This window comes from Companilactobacillus furfuricola, from assembly GCF_003946325.1.
GTDB classification, from domain to species: Bacteria; Bacillota; Bacilli; order Lactobacillales; family Lactobacillaceae; genus Companilactobacillus; species Companilactobacillus furfuricola.
On record NZ_RHNT01000007.1, the window covers coordinates 25,510 to 49,295 of the forward strand.

Sequence of the window (23,786 nt, forward strand, 5' to 3'; positions counted from 1 at the left end):
AGGTGAGATAAGTTTGGATTATCAAAAAAATGCCAAGATGATCAAAGCAATGGCTGATCCTAACAGGTTGAAGATCATTGATATTTTGTCTTGTGGGACCATGTGTGCTTGCGATATTTTGGAAAACTTTGATTTTACTAAACCAACTTTGTCGCACCACATGAAAGTCTTGCAAGAAGCTAATATCGTAACTGCAGAAAAAAATGGCAAATGGCAAAACTATACGCTTGATCCGCAATTTATAAAACAATTGCCATTGTTCACTTATAATTTGTTAAAATCAGATGAAAACTGTATTTGCCATCAAAAGAAGGCTACGAATTAATCACAAGACTGGAGAGGCTATGTCAAAGAGAATTTATTTTTTATGCACGGGCAATTCTTGCCGCAGTCAAATGGCTGAAGGTTTCGCTAAAAACATTTTTGACGATGATTGGATCGTTAAAAGTGCTGGAATTGAGACTCATGGATTGAATCCACGTGCTGTTAGTTCGATGAAACTTGCAGGGATCGATATTTCCCAGCAGACTTCAACTTTGATCGATGAAGATTATTTAAGATCATGCGATGTGGTCGTAACACTTTGTGGCGATGCGCGAGATAAGTGTCCGTTGACGCCACCAGAAGTGAGGAGGATCCATTGGCCGCTACCAGATCCTGCTCAAGCCACTGGCTCCGAGAAAGAAATTATGCACGTGTTTAATCAAGTCAGAGACAGAATAAAGTTAAACGTCAGTCGACTTCAACAAGAATTGAATTAAAAAAACCGCCAAAGTTGGCGGTTTTTTAGTCTAAATATTTTTCGATTATATCTTGAGGGATCGCTTTTCCATTGTCGTAGTATTTATCATCTTCAGCGGTTATGTCACGAAGTTTCTTTGCAGGAACCCCGACAACGATGGTGTTTGCTTCAACGTCTTTAGTCACCACACTACCAGCACCAATAATGGCATTATCACCAATCGACACTCCTGGTAAAATTGTTGAACTGGCACCGATCCAAACGTTTTTACCAATGGTTATTGGTTTGTTGTATTGCATTTTCTTGAGTCGCAGTTTGGGTGAGATAGGGTGAGCTGCGGTTGCAAAGGTCACGTTAGGACCGACCATACAGTCGTCACCAAAACTGATCCGACCGTCATCGACAAAGTTGCAATTGAAGTTGATGAAAATATCTTTGCCAAAGTGAGTATTATAAAGTCCACAATTGGCGTTGATCGGTGGTAAAATATATAAATTTTCACCATAAGTGCCAACTACTTCTTTTAAAATTTTCTCGCGATTTTTTAAGCCGTGAGGAGTTTCTGGAGTTTGATTGTATTCAAAGATTTTTTGAACTAATTTATGTTGGTATGCCAAAAAGTCTTCGTCGGCACTGTCATATATTTCACCAGAACTAGTAACTTTTTTGAATTGGGCTAATTTTTCATTTGATATCATATGGCTACCTCTCGTAAATATTATTTCTTCATCATACCTTATTTTTTGATAATAAATTAATGTTCACAAAATATTCAATCTTTTTTAAGTTCCCATAAATAGAGCTTCAGTATAGTTAAAGTAATGAATCAATAACAAACTTACAAAAAGGAAGTATTTCTATGAGATGGGTGCCCTTAACATTAATTTTATTTTTTACCGCCATTAGTGCGATCAACATTTATAAAAAACAAACAGCTACTTTGCACCGAAGTTTTTCGTTACTGGGAGTGATGTATTTGATGCTACTGGAGATCATCGTCTTCACGCCCTTCTCATTTGATGGTTCACAAATCTATTTGATGCAAGCAGGTATCGGAAAGGTTAATTTGTTCCAGCTAGATATTTTTGAATTAGGATTTTTTGAGAATATCCTGCTGACGGTGCCATTAGGGATGCTAATTAAATCGTACTTTAGCGAAATTTCTCTTTCGGATACAGCGATAATCGGCGTATTTGTCGGAAGTTGGATCGAGATCACCCAATATTATTTGTCGCACGCATTTTTGATCAATCGTTCGAGTGATATTAACGATGTTATTGCCAATGCATTGGGGATCATCGTTGGCGCAGTAATGGTCAGAGTCGTTATTAATTCAATGAAACGAAATACCAGAATCCCCGAATTGACAGTATTAATGGACTAATTAGAAAAAAATCAATTAAATCGCAAATTTACTAGTATTTGAGAGGAAAAACCTGTAAAGTAATTTCTTGCAGGTAGCCTACCTGTTATTTACAAGTGGCAGTTTTGCACATTCCAAGGTTTCAATTGTAAGATTGCCCAGGGCCGTACATCAGGATGATGTGCGGTCTTTTCTTTTACGTGAATTCAGAAGCTTGCAATCACTGCATTAAAAAAAGACAGCTGGCGCAGCTTCGTCGGATCTTGGAATTGGCTAGCTTTTAAATGCTCAATGGCTGATGCAGTTTCTCATACTTTGCTTGCATCGAAAATCAATGTACATTGAGTTGTTTCTTCAGAGCGTTAGTTAACGTTTCCGAAAAATTGATATTTTGTTCATTACCTAATTCGTTTAAGTAATTAGGAATAGTTAGTGTTTTCTTAATGGCTTTATTATCATGTTTCTTTCTGTAGGTAGTAATATCAACATCCACTAAAGTAACGATATCGTTTTTTTGGGCAGTAGGTAAGCTGTAAACAGAATCAGGCACAGTTTTATTTTCGTCCTGCAGATCCATAACCTTTAATCCAATGTAATCACGTGCCATCTCAATTGCATTATCAACACTAGTTCCTTGAGTAGCGCCATCTAGATCTGGGATTGATACAAAATAGGGGATTTTCGAGTCAGTAGTTTTTGTTATGATAATTGGGTAAATAACTTTCATATAATATACCTTCTTTCAGTGTGACGGTAAAACAGCTTATTCAAGATGGTGTTTTTTGATGATTTATTTAGCTAACAATTCATTGATTTCCTTGTGTCGAGGGATTTGCTCTTTATCGACACCGTTGGTCCAAATATCATGATTTCTACCATGTCGTTCTAAAAACCAACCATTGATTTTTATTAATTTAATCAGCTTTGTATGTTTCATCTCCACACCTCAATTTTTTCTACATTAATTGTATCACACGTGTTTAATACGTGTGGATTCAATGATTTCAAATTGATATTTTTACTCAGTAGTTTTAGATTTAGCAAGAAATCGTTGAAGGCATTGAATCAGTAAAAACCAATGTACCCATTGCTCACATTTATCATGGATTGGCCAGTGTGAGTCAGCACATAGGGATTTGGTTGCTAATAAATATAATGGCAAGCACGTTGTAGTGCTTTAAAATGAAAAAAAGTAATACCCAAAAAATTGATTTGGGTATTACTTTTTTTGTGCTGATTGTCTGTTCTGTGGGGATTGTGGTACTTAGTTTTTCTTATCGTAATGTTTTTGAGCTATCTAACTCATCTTTTATGTATTAGATTTTGGTTTTGAAATGGTCCCAAACAGTTGCGACTTCAGATTTAGCAATCTAGTTTTTTTTTACTCATTTCAATGAATGACCGATGCGAATAATTAATTATGCAATTTGGTTGACAACTGTAAATCGGGCTGTTATTCTTTGTGATGTTAAAATAAAATATACAGCAAGGAGAAATGTTAATTATGAAAGCTACAGAAATTAGAAATGCAACAGTCAAATTACAATTCAATGGAACAACGTTTTTAATTGATCCGATGTTGGCGGACAAAGGGACTTATGAACCAATGAGTAATCAGCAAGGTAATACTGAACGAAATCCAATCGTCGAATTACCAATGTCACTTGAGGAAATCTTGGATGGAGTCGATGCGGTGATCGTTACTCATGACCATATTGATCACTGGGATCAAAAGGCTGAAGAGGTTATTGACAAAGAAATGCCTATCTTTGTTCAAGGTGAGCCAGATAGAACCTTAATTGTTCATGCAGGATTCAAAGATGTCAGAATTTTGGATAGTGCCATCGATTTTCATGGAGTTAGACTCCAGCCAACACAAGGCAAACACTATGAAAACAATGATGTTAAAGACGTTCTGGAGAAAGATTTTAATACTAGTAAAACAATGGGAGTCTTATTCACTGCTAAATCAGAAAAAAGTCTGTTTTTCACTGGAGATACAATTTGGTTTGATGGCTTGAAAGAAAGCTTGGAAAAATATCAACCAGAATTGATCGTTGTTAATGCTGGTGGCAATGGCTTTAAAGAAGGTAGATTGATTTTGGATCAAGAAGATGTCTTAAAGATCCATCAGTTATTGCCTTCTGCCAAATTGATCGCTAGTCATATGGATGCGGTCAATCATGGTACGGTGACTCGTTCAATGTTAAAAAAATTTGCACAGGACAAGGGATTTGATGACTCATTATTGATCCCATCTGACGGTGAAACTTGGGAGGCATAAGCATATTAAATCTAATAAACAAAATATAATGGCTCTTATTGCATTGGCTATCTTTTCATTTATGACCTCATTAGATTCATCGATCGTTAATATCGCCATGCCAATAATCGCTAAAGAACAAAACCAAACAGTTAATAATGTTGAATGGATCGTGATCATTTATTTGCTGGTGATTACCAGCTTATTAATGTTTTTTGGAAAATTGGGCGATCTGGTTGGTAAAATCAAAATTTTCAGAATTGGAACGGTTATATTCTTAATTGGATCAATTACGGCTGGACTTAATTTTGGCTTTGGATTTCTGCTTTTTAGTCGAAGCATCCAGGCTTTAGGAGCCGCAATGACAATGTCCAATAATTTTGGTATTACTACAGCACTGTTTCCAGAGAAGCAACGAGGAAGGTCACTATCGATCTTAGCTACCGCATTTGCGCTAGGTTCTATTGCTGGACCATCTTTCGGTGGCTTGATTTTAAGTATCGCATCTTGGAGATATATTTTTTGGATCAATGTACCGATCGGGTTAATAGCAATTTGGTTAGGTCAAGTTTCTCTACCGAAATCCCATCGACCTAAAACAAAAGCTAAGCTGGATTATTTGGGAACTGTCTTATTTGCTGCTTTTGTTAGCACGATGTTTTTTGGATTTTCAAGGGGTCAGAGTATTGGATATGGCCAAGTAGAAGTTTTGCTTGAGTTATTAGTGGCAGTCATCTTATTGGCAAGCTTCATTATCTTTGAACAAAAGTCTAAGCAACCAATGTTGAATTTTAAAATATTTAAAAACGTTGAGTTTTCAATGGGTGTTTTATCAGCAATTCTAGTATTTATTGTTGGATATTTTTACAATATTATCATTCCATATTATTTAGTGAATGCTCGCAATTTTGACCCAGGTTTTGCCGGCTTATTGATGGCAACAATACCATTGACGATCGCTTTCTTTGGCCCACTGGGATGAACGTTAGCTGATAAATATGGTGGAGCAAAAGTTACTATATTTGGATTAGGATCACTGATTATTGCCCAAATAATGATCATTGGATTTAATATCAACACATGGTTGAGCGTCTTTATTGTGACATCACTTCTTTACGGTATTGGTATGGGCTTATTCCAATCACCCAATAATTCCGTGATCATGTCTTCTGTCCCCAAGAGTGAACTAGGAATTGCCGGTAGTATCAACGCATTGGCCAGAAATTTGGGCATGATGTTGGGAACTAGTTTTTCCACGATGGTATTATTTACGTCAATCAGTATCAAAACGGGAACGCATATTGTTAAATATCCGGTTGGATTCGATAATTTGTTTATTTTTGGGATGAAAAATACCTTTATCGTGGCACTTATCCTAACAATTATTGCTGAGATTATCACAACGATCCGTTTTATCAGTATTAAACGGGCGACAAGTTAATTCAAAAAAGATGTTCACAATCAAAATGATGTGAGCATCTTTTTTTAATCAAATTTTGCTAGTTCAGGATGTTGTTTTAAATTAATATCATATGAATCTATGATATCTTGCAAGCTGATATCGCGCATCTTTTGTTCAGCACATAGTTCAATTGCCTCGTAATAATCAGATAGCGTTTCTTGAATGTTTTTACCAGGACCGCATTTCGGGTCGATATGTGTATCAACGAATAATAATTTCGTTTGACCAATAGCAACTGCAATATCCCAGATAGAAATTTCACTTGCAGGTTTACTGAGCTTTGGCTTTGCGTGACCAACTACATTAGTAATGAGTTCGGCTTTTTTTAATTTGCTCATGATTTGGCGGATAAATGAAGAATTAGTATTAATACTTTTCGCGATGCGGGCACTAGTTAGGTTTTCGAATGGATTTATTTCGATCAATGCAATTGTATGGACAGCGTCACTCAGCTTAGTATTTTTGGCCATGATGTGGACCTCCTAATGGAAATTGGTAAAGGTATTAAAAAGGATGAAAATAAAAACCAGTGATGCAAGGGGTATACCCTGTACACACTGGTTAAAAAGTGGTCTATGGAGATGAGGGGAATCGGATACTAATTTTAATAACTCCCGATACATCAGTAGTTACAAGGCTTCTCAAGGGCTGTTTTTTCGCTTAGGTACCATTTTGAGTACCATTTAGAAGTTCAGGAACTTAACCAGTTTTTCCGTTGCTTCTTTGTTTTGATCTGCTGTTACGTGAGTGTATATGTTTAATGTTGTTTGAGCGTCCTCATGTCCTAACAATGTTTGAGCCTCTTTAATAGTTGCTCCTGAGGCAAACAATGCACTTGCGTAGGAATGTCTAAAACCATGTATGGTTATTGGGTGTAATAAAGTTTGTTCACTGTTCACACGTTTCATTATTAAATCTAACCATTTCTTTGGAGTATTTAATGATTTAAAGTGATTAGTATTACTATGAAAAATTAACTGTGAACCTTTACCAATATTAAACCCCATTTTCAACAATTCCTTGCGATCCTGAATTCTCCAGAGGTTTAAATATTTAATTGTGGTTGTGTCTAGGGGAATGGTACGAGTTCCCTTAATTGTCTTTGTGTCTTGAATTATCTGCTTTCCTCCAATACCTTGCGTCAGTGTTTTGTTGATTTGCAAAATGTTTTCGGTGTTGTTAAAGTCATTCCACGTTAATGCTAAACATTCACCACGTCTAATACCAGTGAATGCAAGTATTCTAAACAATGTGTAACGTTCTAACTCTTTTTTTGAATCAATAAAATCGAAAAAGGTTTTCAACTCATCTTTATTCCAAAAGTTTGGTTCTTTTTCAATATGTTCAGTTTTTCGTGGCATGATAACTCTTTTAGCTGGGTTGTCAGTAATGTACTGTTGCTGAATAGCATATTTGAAAATAGCACTGGTGTAATAAAACCAAGGTTTGAAATTGTTGGTAGTCGACTTAAACCATTTGTTTAGCTCACTTTGTATTTGAGCAGTAGTGATTGATCTAATTCGATATTTGCCAAATGCCGGTAATATGTGATTTTCAAAAATCTTTTTCTTTTTGTACCATGTACTTTCACGAACAGTATTCACATACCCCTCGAACCATTCATTATAAACCTCTTCAAAGGTTATATTTGTTTCTTTGTGTTCTGTAATTCCTTGTGTCGCTTGATACTCTAGTTTTTTTAATTCAACTTTTGCTTCTTTGAGAGTTGCAAAATGTCGATTTGTTCTTTTGCTCTTTCCGGTTTTCGGATCAATACCTAAATAAATATTAAATTTGTAGGCGGTTGATCCGTCTTTTTTTGTGTATTTTTTTATTTTCGTCATATTTTAATCTCCCGCCGTGGGAACAGGGAAGAAACGACATGAATAATTAAATGCTATTGAACACTATAAGTTTTTGATCCAATATTCTTGAAATCAGAATTAGAAAATTTAACTGTTACTTTATTTGTGTTTTCTAATTCAAATAATACAACTCCTTGTGTTGTTTTCTTTGGTAGCAATTTATCATTCATTGCGTCCTCTTGTGTTTGAAGAGGGCTATTTGCGTTTTCGTCTAACGCAACAATTCCGGGATCAAGTTGTTTGTTTGCCGTATCAGTTTTTTGGTAGGCGTGAACAACCATATAGATATTTGAGGGGTCTTGTTCTTTTTTAGAGTTGTTTGTCACATCAGTATAAAGAACGAGTACTTGTTTGCCGTCTGTTACGGAGTCCATAATTTCAGACTTGGTAAACTTATATGTAAGGTTTCCAGCGTCAAAGACATCATCTTTGTAGGTCCACTTATTATTGGATACATCTTTGTTTTTGGCCTTTGTCACTTTTTCGGTCTTTTCATTATTTTTACTCGATGAGTCCTTACTGTCGTTGTTACTAGAACAACCAGTTGCAAATAATGCGATTGCTGCTAGTGAAGCCGTTGCGTATAGTACACCTCTTGTTTTCATTTATAATCCTCCCAATAGTCAGCTTTTAAAGTCGTTCAGCTTGTTGGACTTAAAATTAATAATTCTTGTAAAATTCTTCATTAACTACATTTTCTAAATATTGTGGTATTTTAAATGCTCTCATAAAATCAATACTGTTAAATTCTTCTATAGGCCTATCATCGGTATAGTAAGGCAGCAGCAATTTTACAGCTTGTCTATTCGCACGTCCCTCAATACCATGTTTGGAAGGGGAAAAGTATAAACAATTGGAATCATCCTTATTAATAAGATGCCCCATCTCATGTGCCAATTGAAATGGTAATTGTTCTGGATCGTGCCAACTTCCATTAACTACGATTGTTTTTGTATACGGATTGACGGCAGAGGGTGTACGACTTGAGAATCTATTATCAACAATCACACTATATCCACAGTCTATGGCTTTATTCATCAACGAAGCCATTATGACGTTAAGCATTCTATTCTCCTCCACGCAACAAGCGTTTCATCAATTCAATATCTTCTGGTGGTATTGGACGTCCTTCAAAAGTCATGATTACATCATTATCAGCAAGGTCAACTTGTTTTTTCTTATCGGTATCAGATGTCTCACCAGTAAGATATTCAACGGTCACACCTAAAGTATTTGCGATTGCTCTCAATGAATCGTACTTAGGATTTACTCCTTGATTGTACCTATAAATAGCGTTGGTACTCATTCCAGATTTTTCAGCGACTTGTTTTAAAGTAAGTCCTCTTTCTTTAGAAACTTTTTTAATTCTTTCAAACGTTGTCATATCAGTCATTCTCCACGTTTGATGAAAAAACAATACAGTAAAATTACACAAAAGTATTTACAAATTACACAACTGTGTTATTATTAATTCATCAAGTAATTGAGCAACAAAAACACAAGCGGTTGTTGATAAGCTTTGGCGAGCAGGAATCAACAAACGTTAATAAAGGTTTATTTGCTATGCCTTTATAGTACACAACTGTGTGATTACTGTCAACAACTTGATAAACAAATAACAGAAAGGAGTATTTAAATGACAGAAGAAAAATATGCGGAGGCTGCTTATGAGGTTGAGAGCTCTATCAAGATTGCGCTTCTTAAGAATCATATGACCCAACGCGAATTAGCAGATGAAATTGACGCTAATCCACAACAACTCAATAGAGCAATCAAAGGTGACATGACACCTAAATCTAGAGAATTACGAAAGCAAATTGAAAAAGTCCTCGGTATATAGGCAGTACGAATATAAAAAAGGAGATGAATGAAATGAACAACTTAGTAATTATGAAAGATCAACAAGCAGTAACTAGCAGTTTACAAGTTGCGGAAACATTTAATAAAAATCATAGAGACGTATTACGAGCAATTGATGATTTAGAAAAAGATGTGCGCAATTTTGCGCAGATGTTTTTAGTAACGGATTTGCCTGATACGTATGGAAGAGGACGAAGGGCGTATTACATGAACCGTGATGGGTTCACATTACTAGCAATGGGATTCACAGGCAAGAAAGCTCTTAAATTCAAAATGCAATACATTGAAGCTTTTAACAAAATGGAAGACCAAATCAAAACAGGTGGGTTCAAAATTCCATCAACAATGGCTGAAGCTTTACGTTTAGCAGCAGACCAGCAGGAACAGTTAGAAGTGATGAAACCTAAGGCAATATTTGCTGACTCAGTAGCTACATCACACACAACAATCCTAGTTGGAGACCTAGCAAAGATTATCAAAGGTAATGGTGTTGATACTGGTGCAAGACGTTTATTCCAATGGATGGGAGACAACGGTTATCTGATTAAGCGCAAGGGTGCAGATTACAACTCACCAACTCAAAAATCGATGGACTTAGGCTTATTCAAGATTAAAGAGTCAAGCCATGTTAATTCAGACGGAGTCACGGTAGTAACAAAAACTCCAAAAGTTACTGGTAAGGGCCAACAATATTTTATTAATAAGTTTCTGGAAAATAACTCAGTTATTTCTAGATAGGAGGAATGATTATGAAAGTGACGTACGAGAATTTTTCGACAGCACAGGAGATTGTAGGCGAGAACATAGATGCACTATTTAAAGGTTTACCAATCTTCAATCTCAATCGCAAACGAGAATCAACCAATGTCGAGTTAATCGACGAATCAATAGCAGCACTAGAAGTAATGAAGAAATACTACAAACAGGAAGGTGAAAAACGTGATTAAAGAAACAATACAAATTGATGCGTCAGAAACAGAAGCTACATTAGATAGATTATGTAAAAAAGTAGATAAATTGATTGAAAAATTAGAAAAAGCCAACTCATTGGCAGATGAGCTGGCTCAAAAAATCTAGTTCTTCTTGATCTTATAGTCATAAGTGGTGTGGCACTGAGGACATTCAAATTGTGGAGAATGAACTTCAAACTTTTTGTCACAATTAACACATTCAAATTCATTATGTGCCCTCTTTAAACCATCAAGAAAAACTTGTTCTGTGTCTAAGTTTTTTATAGATTTTTCAAATTTTTTCAGACCAGAAAAGTTTATACCAGATTTACTCATTATCAACACTTCCTTTCTAAGGAGAGTTTATCAAACAGGAGGCCGAATGATGGAAATAACTTTGACCGAACAGCAAGAACACGAATTGATGAAATCAGTTTATGGAGTGGTTGGAAAAGCTGTTGACGACTTTAAAAAAGATAACGGACTGATTGCCAAACCATATATGAAGAAATACGAGGCAGTAAAGTACCTAAACGTTTCAAATAACACTTTTGATAAGTTCATTTTGGAAGGTTTGCCAAAACATACTATCAAAGGAATAACGCTTTATTACAAACCAGAATTAGACGAATTCATTTTACAAAATTAATTAAAAAGACCGTGGGAACAGTAAAAATTGGAGGGAATCATGAAATTAGCAATTGAAACAATTATTTTTGACGCAATGTTCATAGCAATATTTTCAAGCGTTGCGACATATCTATTTATTAAATTTAAAACGTTAAAGGGAATATTGAAAAACACGACTGATTTTTATGGATTTGAAAAAGAAGACACAGCAGGAAACGAGAATTTCAGAACAAATATTTACTCGAAGACAAAAAAATAAACACCCGGAGGTGTTATGGAAGGTGTTATTATTTTAGATTTTATTGAATGGATTATTGTGTTGATTTTTTTAATCGGATCATTTCTTCTTATTCCGATATTCAACGTAAAAATCATGAAGTGGCTTATTTATCAAATTGGTAAAGATTGCAACAAACGAGATGACCATCGTTAGACCGGAGGTGTTATGGAATGGGTAAGAAAGAAAAGATTTTCATACTTCTATTTTGGTTTCTAATGGGGATAGTAGTTTCCGAAATCTTAATCTTAATGAAATAAAAATTGATTGACCAAGCCACCAAGGATAAACGCAAAAACGGGATATACGAATTTCCAAAATATCAATGATTTTCTTAATTGTTCTTTACTATCAAAATAACGTAATCCATCCGGTTCTATTCGGTATGTGTAATCCTTGCCGAAGGACTTAATTAATCCTGCATCTTCTAAGACGGAAATAGATTCATGAATATCATCATCTGAAATAGATTCTGGAATTTTCAGTTTCTCACGATCCACAAAACTATTCGAACCCTTTGCATGAATGAAATATTTTAATACCTTTTCATCAGTTTTATTTAGTTTCATAAACAAGCACCTCAAAAAAATTATACCAAAGGAGTGACACCAATGGACGGTTTTGACGAATGGTTACAAAACGAATCTGCATATGGATCATTAACACAAACAAAAGAAACAAACGGACAAGAAAATAGGTGGTAATCAATGGAACATTGGAAACCAGTTCCAGAGTTTGAACGCTATGAGGTTTCAGATTTTGGACGTGTACGGAACACTGGAACAGGAAAAATCAGAAAGTTATCAAGACCCGGACCAAGAACATTGTATTTAAAAACGACGTTTAAAGATGGAAAAGGCAGGATAAAAACGTATGACGTCCATCGACTAGTTGCAGAGTTATTTTGTTACAAGCCAAAGTCAAATATTCCTCTGGTTGTGGATCACTTGAATGGAAATGAATTTGATAACAGAGCAACAAATTTAGAGTGGATCACAATTGGAGAGAATTCCAGACGACGTAAACCATATCAACTTGATTATTCAGTAAAGGATACTTCAATAGTATGGTTTGACGAGAACGGAACTATACAAGGGGTTTTTGATAATTGTACGGACGCTGCCGCAAAGACCGGTCTTGCATACGGAGGAATTACAAAATGCTGTTCAAATAAATATCCTCGAGTTGTAAAAGTTGGCCGATGGGGCTTTGTACGAGTTCCGACAAAAGATATAAACGAATTATATGAAGAACAAAAAAAGTCCCTTGCCACTGCAATGACAAAGGACCGGAATACTTCAAAAAAATCATATGTACATTTTAACACAATAAGAAAAAGGGGATAAAAAAATGGTAAACAATTTAGCAAAATTACCAATCCAGACATTAGTAAAAGAACCAAAGATCGTTGAAAAATTTGAATCTGTGTTAGGTAACAAATCAGCTCAATTTGTTACATCACTTATTAATGTTGTGAATAGTAATCAATCTTTGAAGAATGTTGATCAAATGAGCGTCGTTGCCTCGGCTATGGTGGCAGCCAGTTTAGATTTGCCAATTAATCAAGACTTAGGATACATGTGGTTAGTTCCATACGGCGGCAAGGCACAACCTCAGATGGGTTACAAAGGATATATCCAATTGGCACAGAGAACCGGACAGTACAAACATCTGAACGCCGTCGCAGTGTATGAAGACGAGTTTCAAAGTTACAACCCGTTAACCGAGCAATTGGATTATGAACCTCATTTTAAGGATCGTGATTCCTCTGAAAAACCCGTTGGATACGTTGGTTACTTTGAGTTAACTAGTGGCTTTGAAAAAACTGTGTATTGGACTCGTAAACAAATTGATGATCACAGACAGAGTTTTTCAAAAATGAGTGGAAAGTCAAAACCGAGTGGTGTTTGGGCAACTAATTTCGACGCAATGGCGCTCAAAACGGTTCTAAGAAATTTAATCAGTAAATGGGGACCAATGAGCGTGGAAATGCAAAAAGCATACGAAAGCGACGAGCACGCAACGACAATCAGCGCAAACGACATTAAAGATATTGAAGTACAAGAGCAAGAACCCGCAACTGATGTTAGTCAGTTGATCAATGGAAGTGCAACGGAGGTAAATGTCAATGACTCGACAACCAATTCAAAAGACTCTGAATAAAGAAACATATTATTCAATTGAATCAGATAGGTATTATCAATCGGCAACTTTTTTCAAGAACTTTGAAAAATGTGAGACCGCAACTGTAGCACAGCTAAATGATATATACAAACCAGATATGAACCAAAAAGCTCTATTGGTTGGCAATTACTTGCATTCTTACATTGAAAGCCATACGGCTCACGAGAATTTCATTAAACAACACGAAAGTGACATGTTCACAAAGCGGGGCACACTGTTAAAAGACTATCAGATTGCTGACTCAATGATTGCAACGCTTGCTGATGATCCAATGTTTAATAATCTTTATCAGGGTAAGAAAGAGGCAATCGTTAAAGGCCAAATTGAAGGCGTTAATTGGAAAGGCAAAATTGATTGTTTGAACCTAGACCGCAAAATATTTCTTGATTTAAAAACAACTAGGGAAATAGACCGTAAATATTGGAACGAAGAAAAACATATGTGGCAATCATTTATGGACGAATATAATTATCCGTTGCAAATGTATGTATACCAGCAATTAATTTATCAACAATATGGAGTCATGTGTACACCTTATATTATTGCAGTAAGTAAACAAGAAATACCCGCAAAGGCTGTTATCTCGATTCCTAAGAAGCGACTAGCAGAGGCCCAAGAAGAGATTGAAATACTTCAACCAAGATTTGAAAAAGTAAAGAGCGGATTTGAAGTACCAATACGTTGTGGTAAATGCGCTTATTGTCGAAAAACTGCGACACTAAGGAAAATTACAAGCATGGAAAACCTTATTAGTTAGGAGAGCAAGATGGCAAGACCTATTAAAAACGGCATGGATTACTTTCCACTCGACGTTGATTTTCCAACAAATGAAAAAGTTGAAGCAATCATGGGGGAGTTTGGAAGTGAGGGTGTTGTTGCTTTTCTTTACCTCTTATCGGCTATCTATCGGAATGGTTATTTTTTGAAGTGGGATAGGTTGAGTCAAATGCAATTGGTAAATCGAATTGACGGAATGACTATTGAAAAAATGGATCAACTAATCAATAGACTGATTTCCTATGACACATTCAGCGAAGAAGCATTTGAGGAGTATCAAACTCTCACAAGCAAGAGAGTTCAAGCAACGTTTTTAGAAGCTACAAAAAGACGAAAAGAACAACCAAAATTACGTTATTTAGTTAATGATGACAATAACCTAGTTTCAAGTGTAGTTAATGTTGACAATAACCCTAGTTCAAGTGAGGTAAATGATGACATTAGTACACAAAGTAAAGTAAAGGAAAGGAAAGAAAAGAAAAGTAAAGAAAAGCAGAGTAAAGAAATAGAGTCACCTGCTGTTGCTTTTCAAAAAACTCTTACAGTGTATCAACAAAACATTGGGGTACTAAATCCATTTGTACAACAAAACATAGAATATCGAATCAATGACTTTGTTAATCAAGGAACTAATGAAATTGAAGCCAATGAGATTGTTCGACTCGCAATTGAAAAGGCAGCTCTTAGTAATAAACTGTCTTGGAATTATGCAGATGGGATTTTAAAAAACTGGCTTGATCATAGCTTGTTCACGTTAAGCAATGTAAAGGCAGAACAAAAACCGAAGGCCAAGAATGAACCATATTCTGTTGATGAATCGGACAAATTACCATACTAGGAGGGCGAAATGGAGAACTTAGGAACAATCATGAGTGAACTGTTGGCAGACCTCAAGAAAAAAGACATCAACATTGATTGGGATAACTTGAAGAATATCGACATGGACGAACGGCGAAAACAAGACGAGATTAACATAACCAAAAGATATAAGTCACAAGAGAAATATCGAATGTTTAACAGTTCGCTTGTTAGTGATATTGATGATCTGAAAAGCGTTTTTGATGACTTTGATACAGATACACCGGAGCAAGAACAAGAACTCTTACAGGCTCGAAATATCGCAAATGAAATATATAAAGGCAATACATCGAACTACCTATTCACTGGTAAAACCGGAAGAGGCAAAACCATGTTGGCAGTTAGCATTTTGAACGGATTAAAGTCCTTAGAAACTGACATTTCATGTTTGTTTGTAAGTGTTGAAATGTTGATCAATATAGAACGCCAAGCCGTTACAGATAAATACAATATTGAAAAAAATGACGTTTATCGAATTGAAAAGTGTATCCAAAAATGTGATGTATTGGTTCTTGATTACCTAGGAAGTGAAACAAGCTTCGTGACAGGTGCAGATATACAGCCTGCTACGAGATTCACACAGGAAGTACTATTCCGAATTGCTGACTATCGAAAAAACAAAGCGAACATTATTACAACGAACAATACAGGTAGTGAATTGCAACGAATGTATAACGGAAAAATAATAAGTCGATTACTTACCAAAAAACCTGAGAATGTAATTGTGTTTGGTGGTAAAGACAGGAGGGAGGTTTAGAAATGGAAACAGAAAAATTTATATCAGAGCTACCAATAATTCAAAACGTGGAAAAAGACAGCCTTGCTTATGCGAATAACCAACTTTTGATTATTCATGATCCTATCCTAAGTCAAATCAAATATTTAAAAGTCATATATGAACGGTATAACCAACTTTCAAACGATGTTTCTGATTATCGAGGTAATACGGATATTGAGGAACATTTAATTATGGCTATTTCAGAGCTTGAAACGGTGCATAAACAAATCGATGGAGAACTACTCAATATGAATTGGCTTTTGAAGGAGATTAAAGAGAATGTTTTTAAAAATGACTATTGAGGGTGAACCAGTCGCGGCGCAAAGGCCTAGAGTCACGAGACGGGGAACATACACCCCACCAAAATATGCAGAATATAAAAAAACATCGAAGAACAATATCGAAAAGAATTTAATAATGAACAACTTTTTGACCGGGGCGAACCTTTGAAAGCAGAATTACATTTTTACAGAAGCATTCAAAAATCAATATCAAAAAAAGAGCACGAACGGCGGGCAATCCACGAAGTAAAGCCGGCAATTAAATCGGACTTGGATAATTATATTAAATCGGTTTTTGATGGTCTCAAATGCGCATGGTTTGATGATGGTCAAATTGTCGAGATCAATGCAGTAAAAGATTACGACGAATGTCCAAGAGTGGAAGTCAAAATATCAACTATAAATAAAAAAAGGGAAATTAAATAATGAGAGCATATACAGACAGGGAAGTTATAAACGGCTTGCGAAAGGCTATTAACGATGATCAACCATTTACTTTTATTAGCACCGTTAAGGATCAAGATGCAGTTACATGTTATGAAGGCAATGATTCATGTGACATCTTACCAAAATTGTTAGCTATCCAGCTAGTGTCACATCAAATAGAGACACATCAAATAGAGACACATCAACTTAATATAGAGGTTGATGATATTGACCTCGAATATCTTTGCGCCGAATTAGGAACTTTAATAGACGATTGTTTGACAAAAGCAGCTGAGGACAAAATTAAAAACGATCTTGTTGAAAAAATGAATATTAAAACTCCAAACATGGAAGAATCAGAAAGTATCCCCGTAAAAGGACAATTCTCTGATTTACCCGAAGAATTTAAGCAGATGATCATTTATAAGATTTTGAATGAAGTCTCAGATATGAGAGGCACAGACAATGATTAATAGAACAGTTTTGGTGGGTCGACTAACAAGAGACACAGAATTGCGATATACAGCACATGGGCACGCCGTAGCAAGTTTTACCGTCGCCGTTAATAGAACATATACAAACGCAGACGGAGAGCGTGAGGCGGATTTTATTAATTGTGTGATGTGGAGAAAAGCAGCGGAAAATTTTGCCAATTTTACTCACAAGGGTTCATTAGTTGGGATTGATGGTCGTATTCAAACAAGGAACTATGAAAACGATCAAGGAAACAGAGTGTTTGTTACTGAGGTGTTAGCAGAGAACTTTTCATTACTTGAACCAAAATCAAGCAATCATCAACCAGCAAATAAAGAGCAACGACAACCAAGCAATGCACAACCATCAGCAAAACCAACTGAGTTGACAACACAAGGCAGCGAGTCAAAAGAAAAGACATATGAAGAAGTTAACGGCATGAATAAGAACGGAACATATGAGAACGAGTCCACACAACAAGCTGACATCACAGACGATGATTTACCGTTTTAGGAGGAACGAACATGACTGATGAAAATTTAGCAGTTTTTCAAATGAGAGTAAATGGATATTCATTTATTGAAATTGCAGACGCAATGAAAATATCAGACAAAACCGTTCTTGAACTAAATTCATATAACAGAAAACACGAAAGGGAGTTGCAGAACGAGAGTGACTTTTGTGCTTAAAAATGGATAAAAAAGAGGCATTAGAAAAAGTATACAGTTTAGAACGACAATTCGGATATGACCTTTTATCTGTTCCAGAAGATAACCCTACTTTATTGGAAATACATAATTGGTATAAAAACGAGACCTATGGAAGTTATTATGCAAAAAAATAAGTACGACTGGGAATCTATTCAATCAGACTTTGATCAAGGACTAAAAAGACAGCGATATCCAATAGGAATGGTATCTCGCTTAGCAGTTTAAAAAATGGAATTGATCACAATTTGGTTGATGATACTAAATGGAAAAAAATACGGAAAAAGCGACAATCCATAATGGCTCAACTGCACAAAAAGGAACGCAGAGAGTTAGAACTGATGGGACGTTTAAAAGACTATGATTGGGAAAAAATTCAAAACGAATTGGACAAAGGAACAACCAAAACCGATATTGGAAAAATGTTTAGTTTACATATCCAAGTTTTAGGAATGGCAATTCAAAAAGGCTTGGTTAGCGATGAAACCTGGCAAGTAATTACAAAAAGAGTTCGAGCTAGAAAATATTATCAAAAGAAGCACGGAGAATAGGGGGAAACAAGCAACAATGGACAATCAAGAATTGAACGCTAACGTTAAACACCCGGACCATTACAACAGAGGCAAAATTGAAGTTATTCAAGCAATGGAGGCAATGAGCTCAGACGAGTTCAAAGGGTATTTGAGAGGGTCAGCTCTGAAATATATTTACCGTTTGGGAAATAAAGATGATCCAAAACAAGATGGTGAAAAAGCAAAGACATATATTGACTGGTTGGTCAATTCCTACAAAGGAGAATAAATGAAAATGGCGTATGACGTAATCGAAAAAATGAAAACAGCCCGTGAGATTATTGCACGGGACTTACTAAAAGGTTCTGATGATTATGAAACAGGTGTACAGGCTTGTGATAAAGCTATTGCGGAATTGCAACCAGAAACATGTGAGTATTGTGACCCGAAAAATTTAAGGGCATTTGTAATTGATTTCAACGAATCTGTATGTGCTGATACGGATTTGCATACTTCTTTGTATATAGAAGGCAAAAATTTAGTCATTGAACAAATTGATGACGAATTCATAGAACGGGCACATATCGTAATTCCCATTAAATGTTGTCCTTCGTGTGGAAGAAAATTATATGAGGTGGAAAAATGATTAAACCGCAGCACAGACAGATTGGAGGAAGTAGAAGAATGAAAAAGAGTGAACGTAATCAATTATTAATCCTAGAAATGAAACAAGCTATTGATGTTCTGGAAGGCAAAGGTCACGGGGCTAATCTCCATAATTTACTTTTGTCAATTCGCAAAAATTCTATTCAAGTTGATAAGAATACCAATCAAGGATATTGGAATAGTTGGGGAGAGGGTGAAGAAGAATGAGAGTTATTAAAGATTGGACTGATCCCGAAATTGAAGAATTGGAATGGCACAAAAGCCATAAAAATGATTTTGATGATGTTATCGATGTTTTATACGATGATGACGACCAAACGTATTTGAGAGATAAGTATATGCAATCACAAACACCGCAACAGGTAATTTTTGATATGGTTGATTACTGGAGAGGTGAAGGCATTTTTTTTAAACCACAGTACCTTTGGAGATTAAAATCAAATAACACTCAAAGATCAGGGAAAGAGATATATTTGTTTGAAGACAACATTGAGGGAACTCCAATTCTTGGAACAAATATCAATGACGTTTCAATTCCAAAAGAAAATAAATTTTTAACGCTAAAACAAGTTATGAATTTACTTCAAGACAGTTACTTAAATATCGATATGTTTGAAGAAAAAAAAGTTGAATAGGTGACATATGGAAAAGTTGAGGAAAGCGACATTAAAATATTTAGAGCAACAGTTAGAGGATTATCAGACCATCAATGATGAAATAGCTCGAAGAATGCTAGTATTGGACTTTCCGTGGCAAGAATCAGACACAAATATTGGCGGTGGACGTGGCTCGAAAATAAGTAAAGAACCTGAGAGCATAATGTTTAGACATATGTCAGATACAGAACTACAAACCAAGTTGGCGTTAAAAGAGAACTGTTCTAAAGCTGTAAAAATTTTTGAGCAGGACAACCAACAATATGAAATATATAAATTGAGGTTCTTATCCAGTAACTATTACAGTTGGCGGGAAATAGCTGATATCATGCATTTCTCTGTGGCAATGATTTACAAAAAGAGATATCGTCTGTTGAAAGTTCTGGCGGATATACAAGGAATAAAAGAGTAGAACAAAACAGGTGGTTTTCTACCCCAATCCAGTAGTAAATTAGTACTATAGATTTTTGGCAAAATGCCAAGATCATGAAAAAATAGAGTCAGCAGAGACGGTAAAAGCAGAACCAATCTTTAAAAAAACAACAATAAAAACGACAAGTTTCACGCAGTGACTTATGATAACGGTCACTGTTTTTATTAGGCGAGTACTGGCGGTTTCCTCCTAAAAATACCAATACCTTTTTTCTTATAACATTTCTATGCTCGGGTTCGATTCCCGAGGCTCGCATAGGTCTTAATTGACCTTTTCAAATTATTAGTTACTTTGACCCCGTTCTAAATCGTGTACATGTACACCGTCGGGGTTGCTTGTGGTTAGTGGCGAAAAGGTTAAACGCTATTATCTGACATCTGTTTGGGAGTCTGTTCGACACAGACATAGAAGTAGGGGCTTAGGAATAGATGAAGTGCATGGTTCGATTCCATGCCTAACCATTTTGCAAGTGGTAGATACTCTACGGAGCCTATTGCGACAATTAAGCATTCCGTTAATAGCGGGGTGCTTTTTTGCTACCCAAAATAAAAATGCTTGGAGGTGGTAAAAATTGAGTTTAAACAGACAACAACAAAAATTCGTAGATGAGTACATAAAAGATTTAAACGCCACACAAGCGGCGATTAGAGCTGGTTACAGTGAAAAATCTGCTCGTGTGACAGCAAGCAAACTACTAACAAAAGCTAACATTCAAACGGCCATACAAAAGCAAGTTGACTCAATGCATAGTGAAAGCATTGCAGACGCCACCGAAGTCATGGAATTCCTTTCTAAGACAATGAGCGGCGAAACCACCGAAACAGTAGCAACTGCGAAGGGCTTATATACAGACGTTGAGGTTACTGCCAAGGATAGAATTAAGGCGGCTGAATTAATCGGTAAGCGACACGCCTTATTTACCGACAATATCAATACGACGGGAAATGGAACAATCAAGATCAATATTGGAGATTACGAAGAAAATGGAGATTGATTTAAATTTCGAACGTCCACAACTTGAATTTAATCGCCCCGTTTTTGACAGCTTAAACGATTATTCACACTTTACGGAAGTATGGTATGGAGGTGCTGCAAGCGGTAAATCTCACGGGGTTGTTCAAAAGGTTGTTTTAAAGGCGTTGCAAAATTGGAAGTATCCCCGCAAAATTTTATTTTTGCGTAAAGTCGGCAGTCGGTTACGTGATTCAATTTATGAAGACGTAATTATAAGGCTTTCGGAATGGAAGCTATTGCCGTATTGTAAAGTTAATAAAACGAACTTTGAAATAACGTTGCCAAACGGCGCCATGTTTCTGTTCAAGGGAATGGACGACCAAGAGAAAATTAAGTCAATCAAGGGACTTTCAGACGTTGTAATGGAAGAGGCTACCGAGTTCAGTCAAGAGGACTACGACCAGTTAACGTTACGTGTCCGTGAAAAGAAACACGTTAAGAAACAAATCTATTTGATGTTTAACCCTGTGTCCAAAGCAAATTGGGTATATCAATATTTTTTCAATCAGAAACAGCCGGACACAATTATCCATCAGTCGAGCTACAAAGATAATAAGTTTGTTGATGAAACAACCAAAAAGAATATTGAACGGTTTAAAGTAACCAATCCCGTTTGGTATCGAATTTATGCATTGGGAGAGTTTGCAACACTTGATAAATTAATCTTTCCCAATTACGAAACTAAGCGTTTAAACATCAATGATCCAGCATTGCAGGATATTCCTAGTATGTTCGGACTTGATTTTGGTTACACCAATGATCCCTCGTTTTTCATTCATGTAAAGGTAGACCAAAAGGAAAAGAACATTTATTTTCTTGAGGAATACAGCAAAACCGGAATGATGAACAATCAAATAGCAGATGTTATTAAGGAAATAGGCTATGCAAAGGAAGTTATCACAGCAGACGCAGCAGAGCCTAAAAGTATTGATGAATTACGCAGGAATGGAATTGAGAGAGTTAGAAAATCAAATAAGGGTAAAGATTCAATCATTCAAGGTATTCAATTCCTGCAACAATATCATTTTGTAGTTGATGATCGTTGTTCCCATGTGATTGAAGGACTTGAGAATTATACGTGGCTAAAGGATAAGAAGACAGGCGAATACACAAATAAGCCCGTTGATATGTTTAACCACTGGGCAGACGCAACACGTTATGCTGTTGAGGAAATCAATGGAAATGGAAGAGTACAAGCAAAAGTACACAGAAATTTATTATTTTAGGAGGTAGCAAATGTTACTACAACGAGGAATCGTCAGTGATAACGATGAATATCTTTTCCCTGTTAACGAAGAGTTCACAAGGGAAGACCTACGAAGTTTTATCAACTATCACAAAACAAACTACGAGCAGTTATACAAAGACAAAATGAACAAGTATAAAGGCAAGACAAAGGCGTTTGATGATGAAATTGCCCAGAATATGCAAGACAACAACCATTTAATTGTCAACTTTCCAAAGAATTTAGTTGATACATTGAATGGTTATTTTATTGGTATCCCACCAACAATCAAAGTTGATGACCAAGAAAAAGACAAAGTATTGCAGTCATGGATCAATGATAATTCGTTTGTCGACAAGCTCAGTGAAATATCAAAACAGTCTAGTATTTACGGCAAATCGTATATGTTGGCATTCAACAATGAGAACAGTCAACTAAAGACAGCAACTATTTCACCTGATCAATCGTTCATGATTTACGACGATACAATTAATAAAAAGCCAATCGTATTTGTCACATACGGCAAGAACGGAAAAGATGAAATCACTGGGACGGCATATTATTCTGACAGAGCTGACTCATTCACATACATTGATGACGTTGTAATTAAAGATTCACAGCCATTGGTCTTTAAGGGCAAGGTTCCCGCTGTGGAGTTTTTTGATAATGAGGAACGGTTAGGCGTATTTGATTCTGTAATCACATTGATTCATGCATACGATAAGGCGTTCAGTGCAAAACTTGATGATATTGATTACTTTGCTCATGCTTATTTATTCCTAAAGAACTTTGATTTGTCAGAGGACGAACAAATTAATATCAAGCAAAACCGTTTGATTGTTACCAAGAATGCAGGTAGTGAATACGATGTTGACGCAAAATTCTTAGAAAAGCCTGACGCAGATGGAAACCAAGAGAATATTTTGAATCGTCTAACAACCATGATTTATCAAATCAGCATGATAGCCAATATAAGTGATGATGTATTCGGAAGCTCAACAAGCGGAACGGCACTAGCATACAAAATGCAGGCAATGAGTAACCTTGCTGTTAACAAAGAACGTAAATTTACACAGAACTTACGTGAAATGTTTTCAGTTTTAGGCGTTCAATTGCCCTATGGCGAACCTATGGACATAACGTTCAGATTTACCCGTAATATTCCTAACAACGTTGCAGAGGAAGCAGAAACAGCAAAGAATATGATTGGTGTTACATCGCTTGAAACAGCGTTGTCCACTCTTTCTGTTGTTGACGATCCGAAAACTGAACTCACTCGCATTCAAGAAGAACAAAACGAACAAACAAGAAACGCAGTTAACAATAACCCTGCGACTGATTACGGATTTAACGATTCAACAACCAGTGAACAAGGTGAATAAT

At 36.0% G+C, this 23,786-nt stretch carries 40 protein-coding genes and 2 pseudogenes; 32 read left to right on the top strand and 10 right to left on the bottom strand.

Going from position 1 to position 23,786, the window contains the following annotated elements; genetic code table 11:
* Nucleotides 1–13: 13 nt before the first annotated feature.
* Together EKM78_RS03635 and arsC are read left to right on the top strand one after the other, a co-directional pair.
* Nucleotides 14–325 (top strand): ArsR/SmtB family transcription factor, encoded by a 312-nt coding sequence (locus tag EKM78_RS03635; protein ID WP_125769479.1) that lies wholly within the window; start codon nt 14–16, stop codon nt 323–325.
* Between the two features lie 19 nt (nt 326–344).
* A complete protein-coding gene (gene arsC, locus EKM78_RS03640; RefSeq protein ID WP_125769481.1) occupies nt 345–761 on the top strand; it encodes an arsenate reductase (thioredoxin) in 417 nt (138 codons plus the stop codon).
* Nucleotides 762–786: 25 nt separating this feature from the next.
* Here arsC and EKM78_RS03645 read toward each other — a convergent pair whose 3' ends face one another.
* On the bottom strand, nt 787–1,440 hold the full coding sequence (locus EKM78_RS03645) for a sugar O-acetyltransferase (RefSeq protein WP_125769483.1): 654 nt from the start codon (nt 1,438–1,440) through the stop codon (nt 787–789).
* Between the two features lie 161 nt (nt 1,441–1,601).
* On the opposite strand from EKM78_RS03645, the gene EKM78_RS03650 reads away from it, so the two are divergent.
* Entirely contained in the window at nt 1,602–2,126 is a 525-nt protein-coding gene (locus EKM78_RS03650) for a VanZ family protein (RefSeq protein WP_125769485.1), read from the top strand.
* Nucleotides 2,127–2,436: 310 nt separating this feature from the next.
* On the opposite strand, the gene EKM78_RS03655 is transcribed toward EKM78_RS03650, so the two are convergent.
* Both EKM78_RS03655 and EKM78_RS03660 read right to left on the bottom strand, forming a co-directional pair.
* On the bottom strand, nt 2,437–2,832 hold the full coding sequence (locus EKM78_RS03655; protein WP_125769487.1) for a type II toxin-antitoxin system HicB family antitoxin: 396 nt from the start codon (nt 2,830–2,832) through the stop codon (nt 2,437–2,439).
* A 63-nt stretch (nt 2,833–2,895) separates the two neighbouring features.
* The gene (locus EKM78_RS03660; protein ID WP_125769489.1) at nt 2,896–3,042 is read right to left on the bottom strand and encodes a type II toxin-antitoxin system HicA family toxin; all 147 of its coding nucleotides are present in this window, start codon (nt 3,040–3,042) and stop codon (nt 2,896–2,898) included.
* 567 nt (nt 3,043–3,609) lie between these two features.
* Between EKM78_RS03660 and EKM78_RS03665 the strand changes: the two genes are divergently transcribed.
* The 3 genes and pseudogenes from EKM78_RS03665 to EKM78_RS13050 form a co-directional block, all read left to right on the top strand.
* Nucleotides 3,610–4,389 carry an MBL fold metallo-hydrolase gene (locus EKM78_RS03665; protein WP_125769491.1) on the top strand — a complete coding sequence of 260 codons (780 nt, stop codon included), beginning with the start codon at nt 3,610–3,612 and terminating at the stop codon, nt 4,387–4,389.
* Nucleotides 4,390–4,417: 28 nt separating this feature from the next.
* A complete protein-coding gene (locus EKM78_RS03670; RefSeq protein ID WP_245994771.1) occupies nt 4,418–5,350 on the top strand; it encodes an MFS transporter in 933 nt (310 codons plus the stop codon).
* Nucleotides 5,351–5,365: 15 nt separating this feature from the next.
* Nucleotides 5,366–5,809: pseudogene (locus EKM78_RS13050) on the top strand (MFS transporter); the annotation flags it as partial.
* A 44-nt stretch (nt 5,810–5,853) separates the two neighbouring features.
* Here the strand turns inward: EKM78_RS13050 and EKM78_RS03675 are convergent.
* The 5 genes from EKM78_RS03675 to EKM78_RS03695 form a co-directional block, all read right to left on the bottom strand.
* Nucleotides 5,854–6,300: an Rrf2 family transcriptional regulator gene (locus EKM78_RS03675; protein ID WP_125769493.1), complete on the bottom strand. Its 447-nt coding sequence runs from the start codon at nt 6,298–6,300 to the stop codon at nt 5,854–5,856.
* Between the two features lie 213 nt (nt 6,301–6,513).
* Nucleotides 6,514–7,674, bottom strand: coding sequence for a tyrosine-type recombinase/integrase (locus tag EKM78_RS03680; RefSeq protein ID WP_125769495.1), 1,161 nt, complete (start codon nt 7,672–7,674; stop codon nt 6,514–6,516).
* A gap of 53 nt (nt 7,675–7,727) precedes the next feature.
* On the bottom strand, nt 7,728–8,300 hold the full coding sequence (locus tag EKM78_RS03685; protein WP_125769497.1) for a DUF5067 domain-containing protein: 573 nt from the start codon (nt 8,298–8,300) through the stop codon (nt 7,728–7,730).
* A 55-nt stretch (nt 8,301–8,355) separates the two neighbouring features.
* Nucleotides 8,356–8,760 carry an ImmA/IrrE family metallo-endopeptidase gene (locus EKM78_RS03690; protein ID WP_125769499.1) on the bottom strand — a complete coding sequence of 135 codons (405 nt, stop codon included), beginning with the start codon at nt 8,758–8,760 and terminating at the stop codon, nt 8,356–8,358.
* A 1-nt stretch (nt 8,761) separates the two neighbouring features.
* Nucleotides 8,762–9,079 (bottom strand): helix-turn-helix domain-containing protein, encoded by a 318-nt coding sequence (locus EKM78_RS03695; protein WP_125769609.1) that lies wholly within the window; start codon nt 9,077–9,079, stop codon nt 8,762–8,764.
* Between the two features lie 252 nt (nt 9,080–9,331).
* Here EKM78_RS03695 and EKM78_RS03700 point away from each other — a divergent pair, with 252 nt between their 5' ends.
* From EKM78_RS03700 to EKM78_RS12500, 4 genes are read left to right on the top strand one after another with little or no spacing between them, the layout of a single operon-like run.
* Entirely contained in the window at nt 9,332–9,535 is a 204-nt protein-coding gene (locus EKM78_RS03700; RefSeq protein ID WP_125769501.1) for a helix-turn-helix domain-containing protein, read from the top strand.
* A gap of 32 nt (nt 9,536–9,567) precedes the next feature.
* The gene (locus EKM78_RS03705) at nt 9,568–10,293 is read left to right on the top strand and encodes a phage antirepressor KilAC domain-containing protein (protein ID WP_125769503.1); all 726 of its coding nucleotides are present in this window, start codon (nt 9,568–9,570) and stop codon (nt 10,291–10,293) included.
* Nucleotides 10,294–10,304: 11 nt separating this feature from the next.
* A complete protein-coding gene (locus EKM78_RS03710; protein ID WP_057766046.1) occupies nt 10,305–10,502 on the top strand; it encodes a hypothetical protein in 198 nt (65 codons plus the stop codon).
* Nucleotides 10,495–10,632 (top strand): hypothetical protein, encoded by a 138-nt coding sequence (locus EKM78_RS12500; RefSeq protein WP_164507185.1) that lies wholly within the window; start codon nt 10,495–10,497, stop codon nt 10,630–10,632. Before EKM78_RS03710 ends, EKM78_RS12500 begins: the two co-directional genes overlap by 8 nt.
* Here the strand turns inward: EKM78_RS12500 and EKM78_RS12505 are convergent.
* Nucleotides 10,629–10,841: a hypothetical protein gene (locus EKM78_RS12505; protein WP_164507186.1), complete on the bottom strand. Its 213-nt coding sequence runs from the start codon at nt 10,839–10,841 to the stop codon at nt 10,629–10,631. The two genes, EKM78_RS12500 and EKM78_RS12505, sit on opposite strands and share 4 nt — an antisense overlap.
* Nucleotides 10,842–10,887: 46 nt before the next feature.
* On the opposite strand from EKM78_RS12505, the gene EKM78_RS03715 reads away from it, so the two are divergent.
* Together EKM78_RS03715 and EKM78_RS03720 are read left to right on the top strand one after the other, a co-directional pair.
* On the top strand, nt 10,888–11,154 hold the full coding sequence (locus EKM78_RS03715; protein WP_125707466.1) for a hypothetical protein: 267 nt from the start codon (nt 10,888–10,890) through the stop codon (nt 11,152–11,154).
* Nucleotides 11,155–11,193: 39 nt separating this feature from the next.
* A complete protein-coding gene (locus tag EKM78_RS03720; RefSeq protein ID WP_125769505.1) occupies nt 11,194–11,394 on the top strand; it encodes a hypothetical protein in 201 nt (66 codons plus the stop codon).
* Between the two features lie 266 nt (nt 11,395–11,660).
* Here the strand turns inward: EKM78_RS03720 and EKM78_RS03725 are convergent, their stop codons facing one another.
* Complete coding sequence (locus tag EKM78_RS03725; protein ID WP_125769507.1) at nt 11,661–11,981, bottom strand: hypothetical protein; 321 nt, start codon at nt 11,979–11,981, stop codon at nt 11,661–11,663.
* Nucleotides 11,982–12,119: 138 nt separating this feature from the next.
* Between EKM78_RS03725 and EKM78_RS03730 the strand changes: the two genes are divergently transcribed.
* From EKM78_RS03730 to EKM78_RS03825, 20 genes and pseudogenes are all read left to right on the top strand, one after another.
* Nucleotides 12,120–12,758 carry an NUMOD4 motif-containing HNH endonuclease gene (locus EKM78_RS03730; RefSeq protein WP_125769611.1) on the top strand — a complete coding sequence of 213 codons (639 nt, stop codon included), beginning with the start codon at nt 12,120–12,122 and terminating at the stop codon, nt 12,756–12,758.
* Nucleotides 12,759–12,762: 4 nt separating this feature from the next.
* On the top strand, nt 12,763–13,575 hold the full coding sequence (locus EKM78_RS03735; RefSeq protein WP_125769509.1) for a recombinase RecT: 813 nt from the start codon (nt 12,763–12,765) through the stop codon (nt 13,573–13,575).
* Nucleotides 13,541–14,353, top strand: a complete 813-nt coding sequence (locus EKM78_RS03740; protein ID WP_125769511.1) for a PD-(D/E)XK nuclease-like domain-containing protein — start codon at nt 13,541–13,543, stop codon at nt 14,351–14,353. Before EKM78_RS03735 ends, EKM78_RS03740 begins: the two co-directional genes overlap by 35 nt.
* Nucleotides 14,354–14,362: 9 nt before the next feature.
* Nucleotides 14,363–15,211, top strand: coding sequence for a Lin1244/Lin1753 domain-containing protein (locus EKM78_RS03745; protein ID WP_125769513.1), 849 nt, complete (start codon nt 14,363–14,365; stop codon nt 15,209–15,211).
* A 9-nt stretch (nt 15,212–15,220) separates the two neighbouring features.
* On the top strand, nt 15,221–15,988 hold the full coding sequence (locus tag EKM78_RS03750) for an ATP-binding protein (RefSeq protein WP_125769515.1): 768 nt from the start codon (nt 15,221–15,223) through the stop codon (nt 15,986–15,988).
* Between the two features lie 2 nt (nt 15,989–15,990).
* On the top strand, nt 15,991–16,311 hold the full coding sequence (locus EKM78_RS03755) for a hypothetical protein (protein ID WP_125769517.1): 321 nt from the start codon (nt 15,991–15,993) through the stop codon (nt 16,309–16,311).
* Nucleotides 16,301–16,716: pseudogene (locus EKM78_RS03765) on the top strand (RusA family crossover junction endodeoxyribonuclease). Before EKM78_RS03755 ends, EKM78_RS03765 begins: the two are co-directional and overlap by 11 nt.
* Nucleotides 16,716–17,189 (top strand): hypothetical protein, encoded by a 474-nt coding sequence (locus EKM78_RS03770; RefSeq protein WP_125769523.1) that lies wholly within the window; start codon nt 16,716–16,718, stop codon nt 17,187–17,189. The pseudogene EKM78_RS03765 and the gene EKM78_RS03770 overlap by 1 nt, the downstream one beginning before the upstream one ends.
* Nucleotides 17,182–17,703, top strand: a complete 522-nt coding sequence (gene ssb / locus EKM78_RS03775) for a single-stranded DNA-binding protein (RefSeq protein WP_125769525.1) — start codon at nt 17,182–17,184, stop codon at nt 17,701–17,703. Before EKM78_RS03770 ends, ssb begins: the two co-directional genes overlap by 8 nt.
* Before the next feature lie 11 nt (nt 17,704–17,714).
* Nucleotides 17,715–17,879, top strand: coding sequence for a LuxR C-terminal-related transcriptional regulator (locus tag EKM78_RS03780; RefSeq protein ID WP_125769528.1), 165 nt, complete (start codon nt 17,715–17,717; stop codon nt 17,877–17,879).
* A 2-nt stretch (nt 17,880–17,881) separates the two neighbouring features.
* Nucleotides 17,882–18,034 (top strand): hypothetical protein, encoded by a 153-nt coding sequence (locus EKM78_RS12510; protein ID WP_164507187.1) that lies wholly within the window; start codon nt 17,882–17,884, stop codon nt 18,032–18,034.
* Nucleotides 18,035–18,145: 111 nt separating this feature from the next.
* Nucleotides 18,146–18,448, top strand: a complete 303-nt coding sequence (locus EKM78_RS03785; protein ID WP_125769530.1) for a hypothetical protein — start codon at nt 18,146–18,148, stop codon at nt 18,446–18,448.
* A gap of 16 nt (nt 18,449–18,464) precedes the next feature.
* Nucleotides 18,465–18,698 (top strand): DUF3310 domain-containing protein, encoded by a 234-nt coding sequence (locus tag EKM78_RS03790; protein ID WP_211334326.1) that lies wholly within the window; start codon nt 18,465–18,467, stop codon nt 18,696–18,698.
* A gap of 6 nt (nt 18,699–18,704) precedes the next feature.
* Nucleotides 18,705–19,055 (top strand): hypothetical protein, encoded by a 351-nt coding sequence (locus EKM78_RS03795; RefSeq protein ID WP_125769532.1) that lies wholly within the window; start codon nt 18,705–18,707, stop codon nt 19,053–19,055.
* A gap of 38 nt (nt 19,056–19,093) precedes the next feature.
* Nucleotides 19,094–19,282, top strand: a complete 189-nt coding sequence (locus tag EKM78_RS03800; protein ID WP_125769534.1) for a hypothetical protein — start codon at nt 19,094–19,096, stop codon at nt 19,280–19,282.
* Entirely contained in the window at nt 19,279–19,710 is a 432-nt protein-coding gene (locus EKM78_RS03805) for a hypothetical protein (RefSeq protein WP_125769536.1), read from the top strand. The genes EKM78_RS03800 and EKM78_RS03805 overlap by 4 nt, the downstream gene beginning before the upstream one ends.
* Nucleotides 19,711–19,717: 7 nt before the next feature.
* On the top strand, nt 19,718–20,143 hold the full coding sequence (locus EKM78_RS03810; protein ID WP_125769538.1) for a hypothetical protein: 426 nt from the start codon (nt 19,718–19,720) through the stop codon (nt 20,141–20,143).
* A 592-nt stretch (nt 20,144–20,735) separates the two neighbouring features.
* Nucleotides 20,736–21,158, top strand: coding sequence for a terminase small subunit (locus tag EKM78_RS03815; RefSeq protein ID WP_125769540.1), 423 nt, complete (start codon nt 20,736–20,738; stop codon nt 21,156–21,158).
* The gene (locus EKM78_RS03820) at nt 21,148–22,404 is read left to right on the top strand and encodes a PBSX family phage terminase large subunit (protein WP_125769542.1); all 1,257 of its coding nucleotides are present in this window, start codon (nt 21,148–21,150) and stop codon (nt 22,402–22,404) included. Before EKM78_RS03815 ends, EKM78_RS03820 begins: the two co-directional genes overlap by 11 nt.
* A 10-nt stretch (nt 22,405–22,414) precedes the next feature.
* Nucleotides 22,415–23,785, top strand: a complete 1,371-nt coding sequence (locus EKM78_RS03825; RefSeq protein WP_125769545.1) for a phage portal protein — start codon at nt 22,415–22,417, stop codon at nt 23,783–23,785.
* Nucleotide 23,786: the final 1 nt, after the last annotated feature.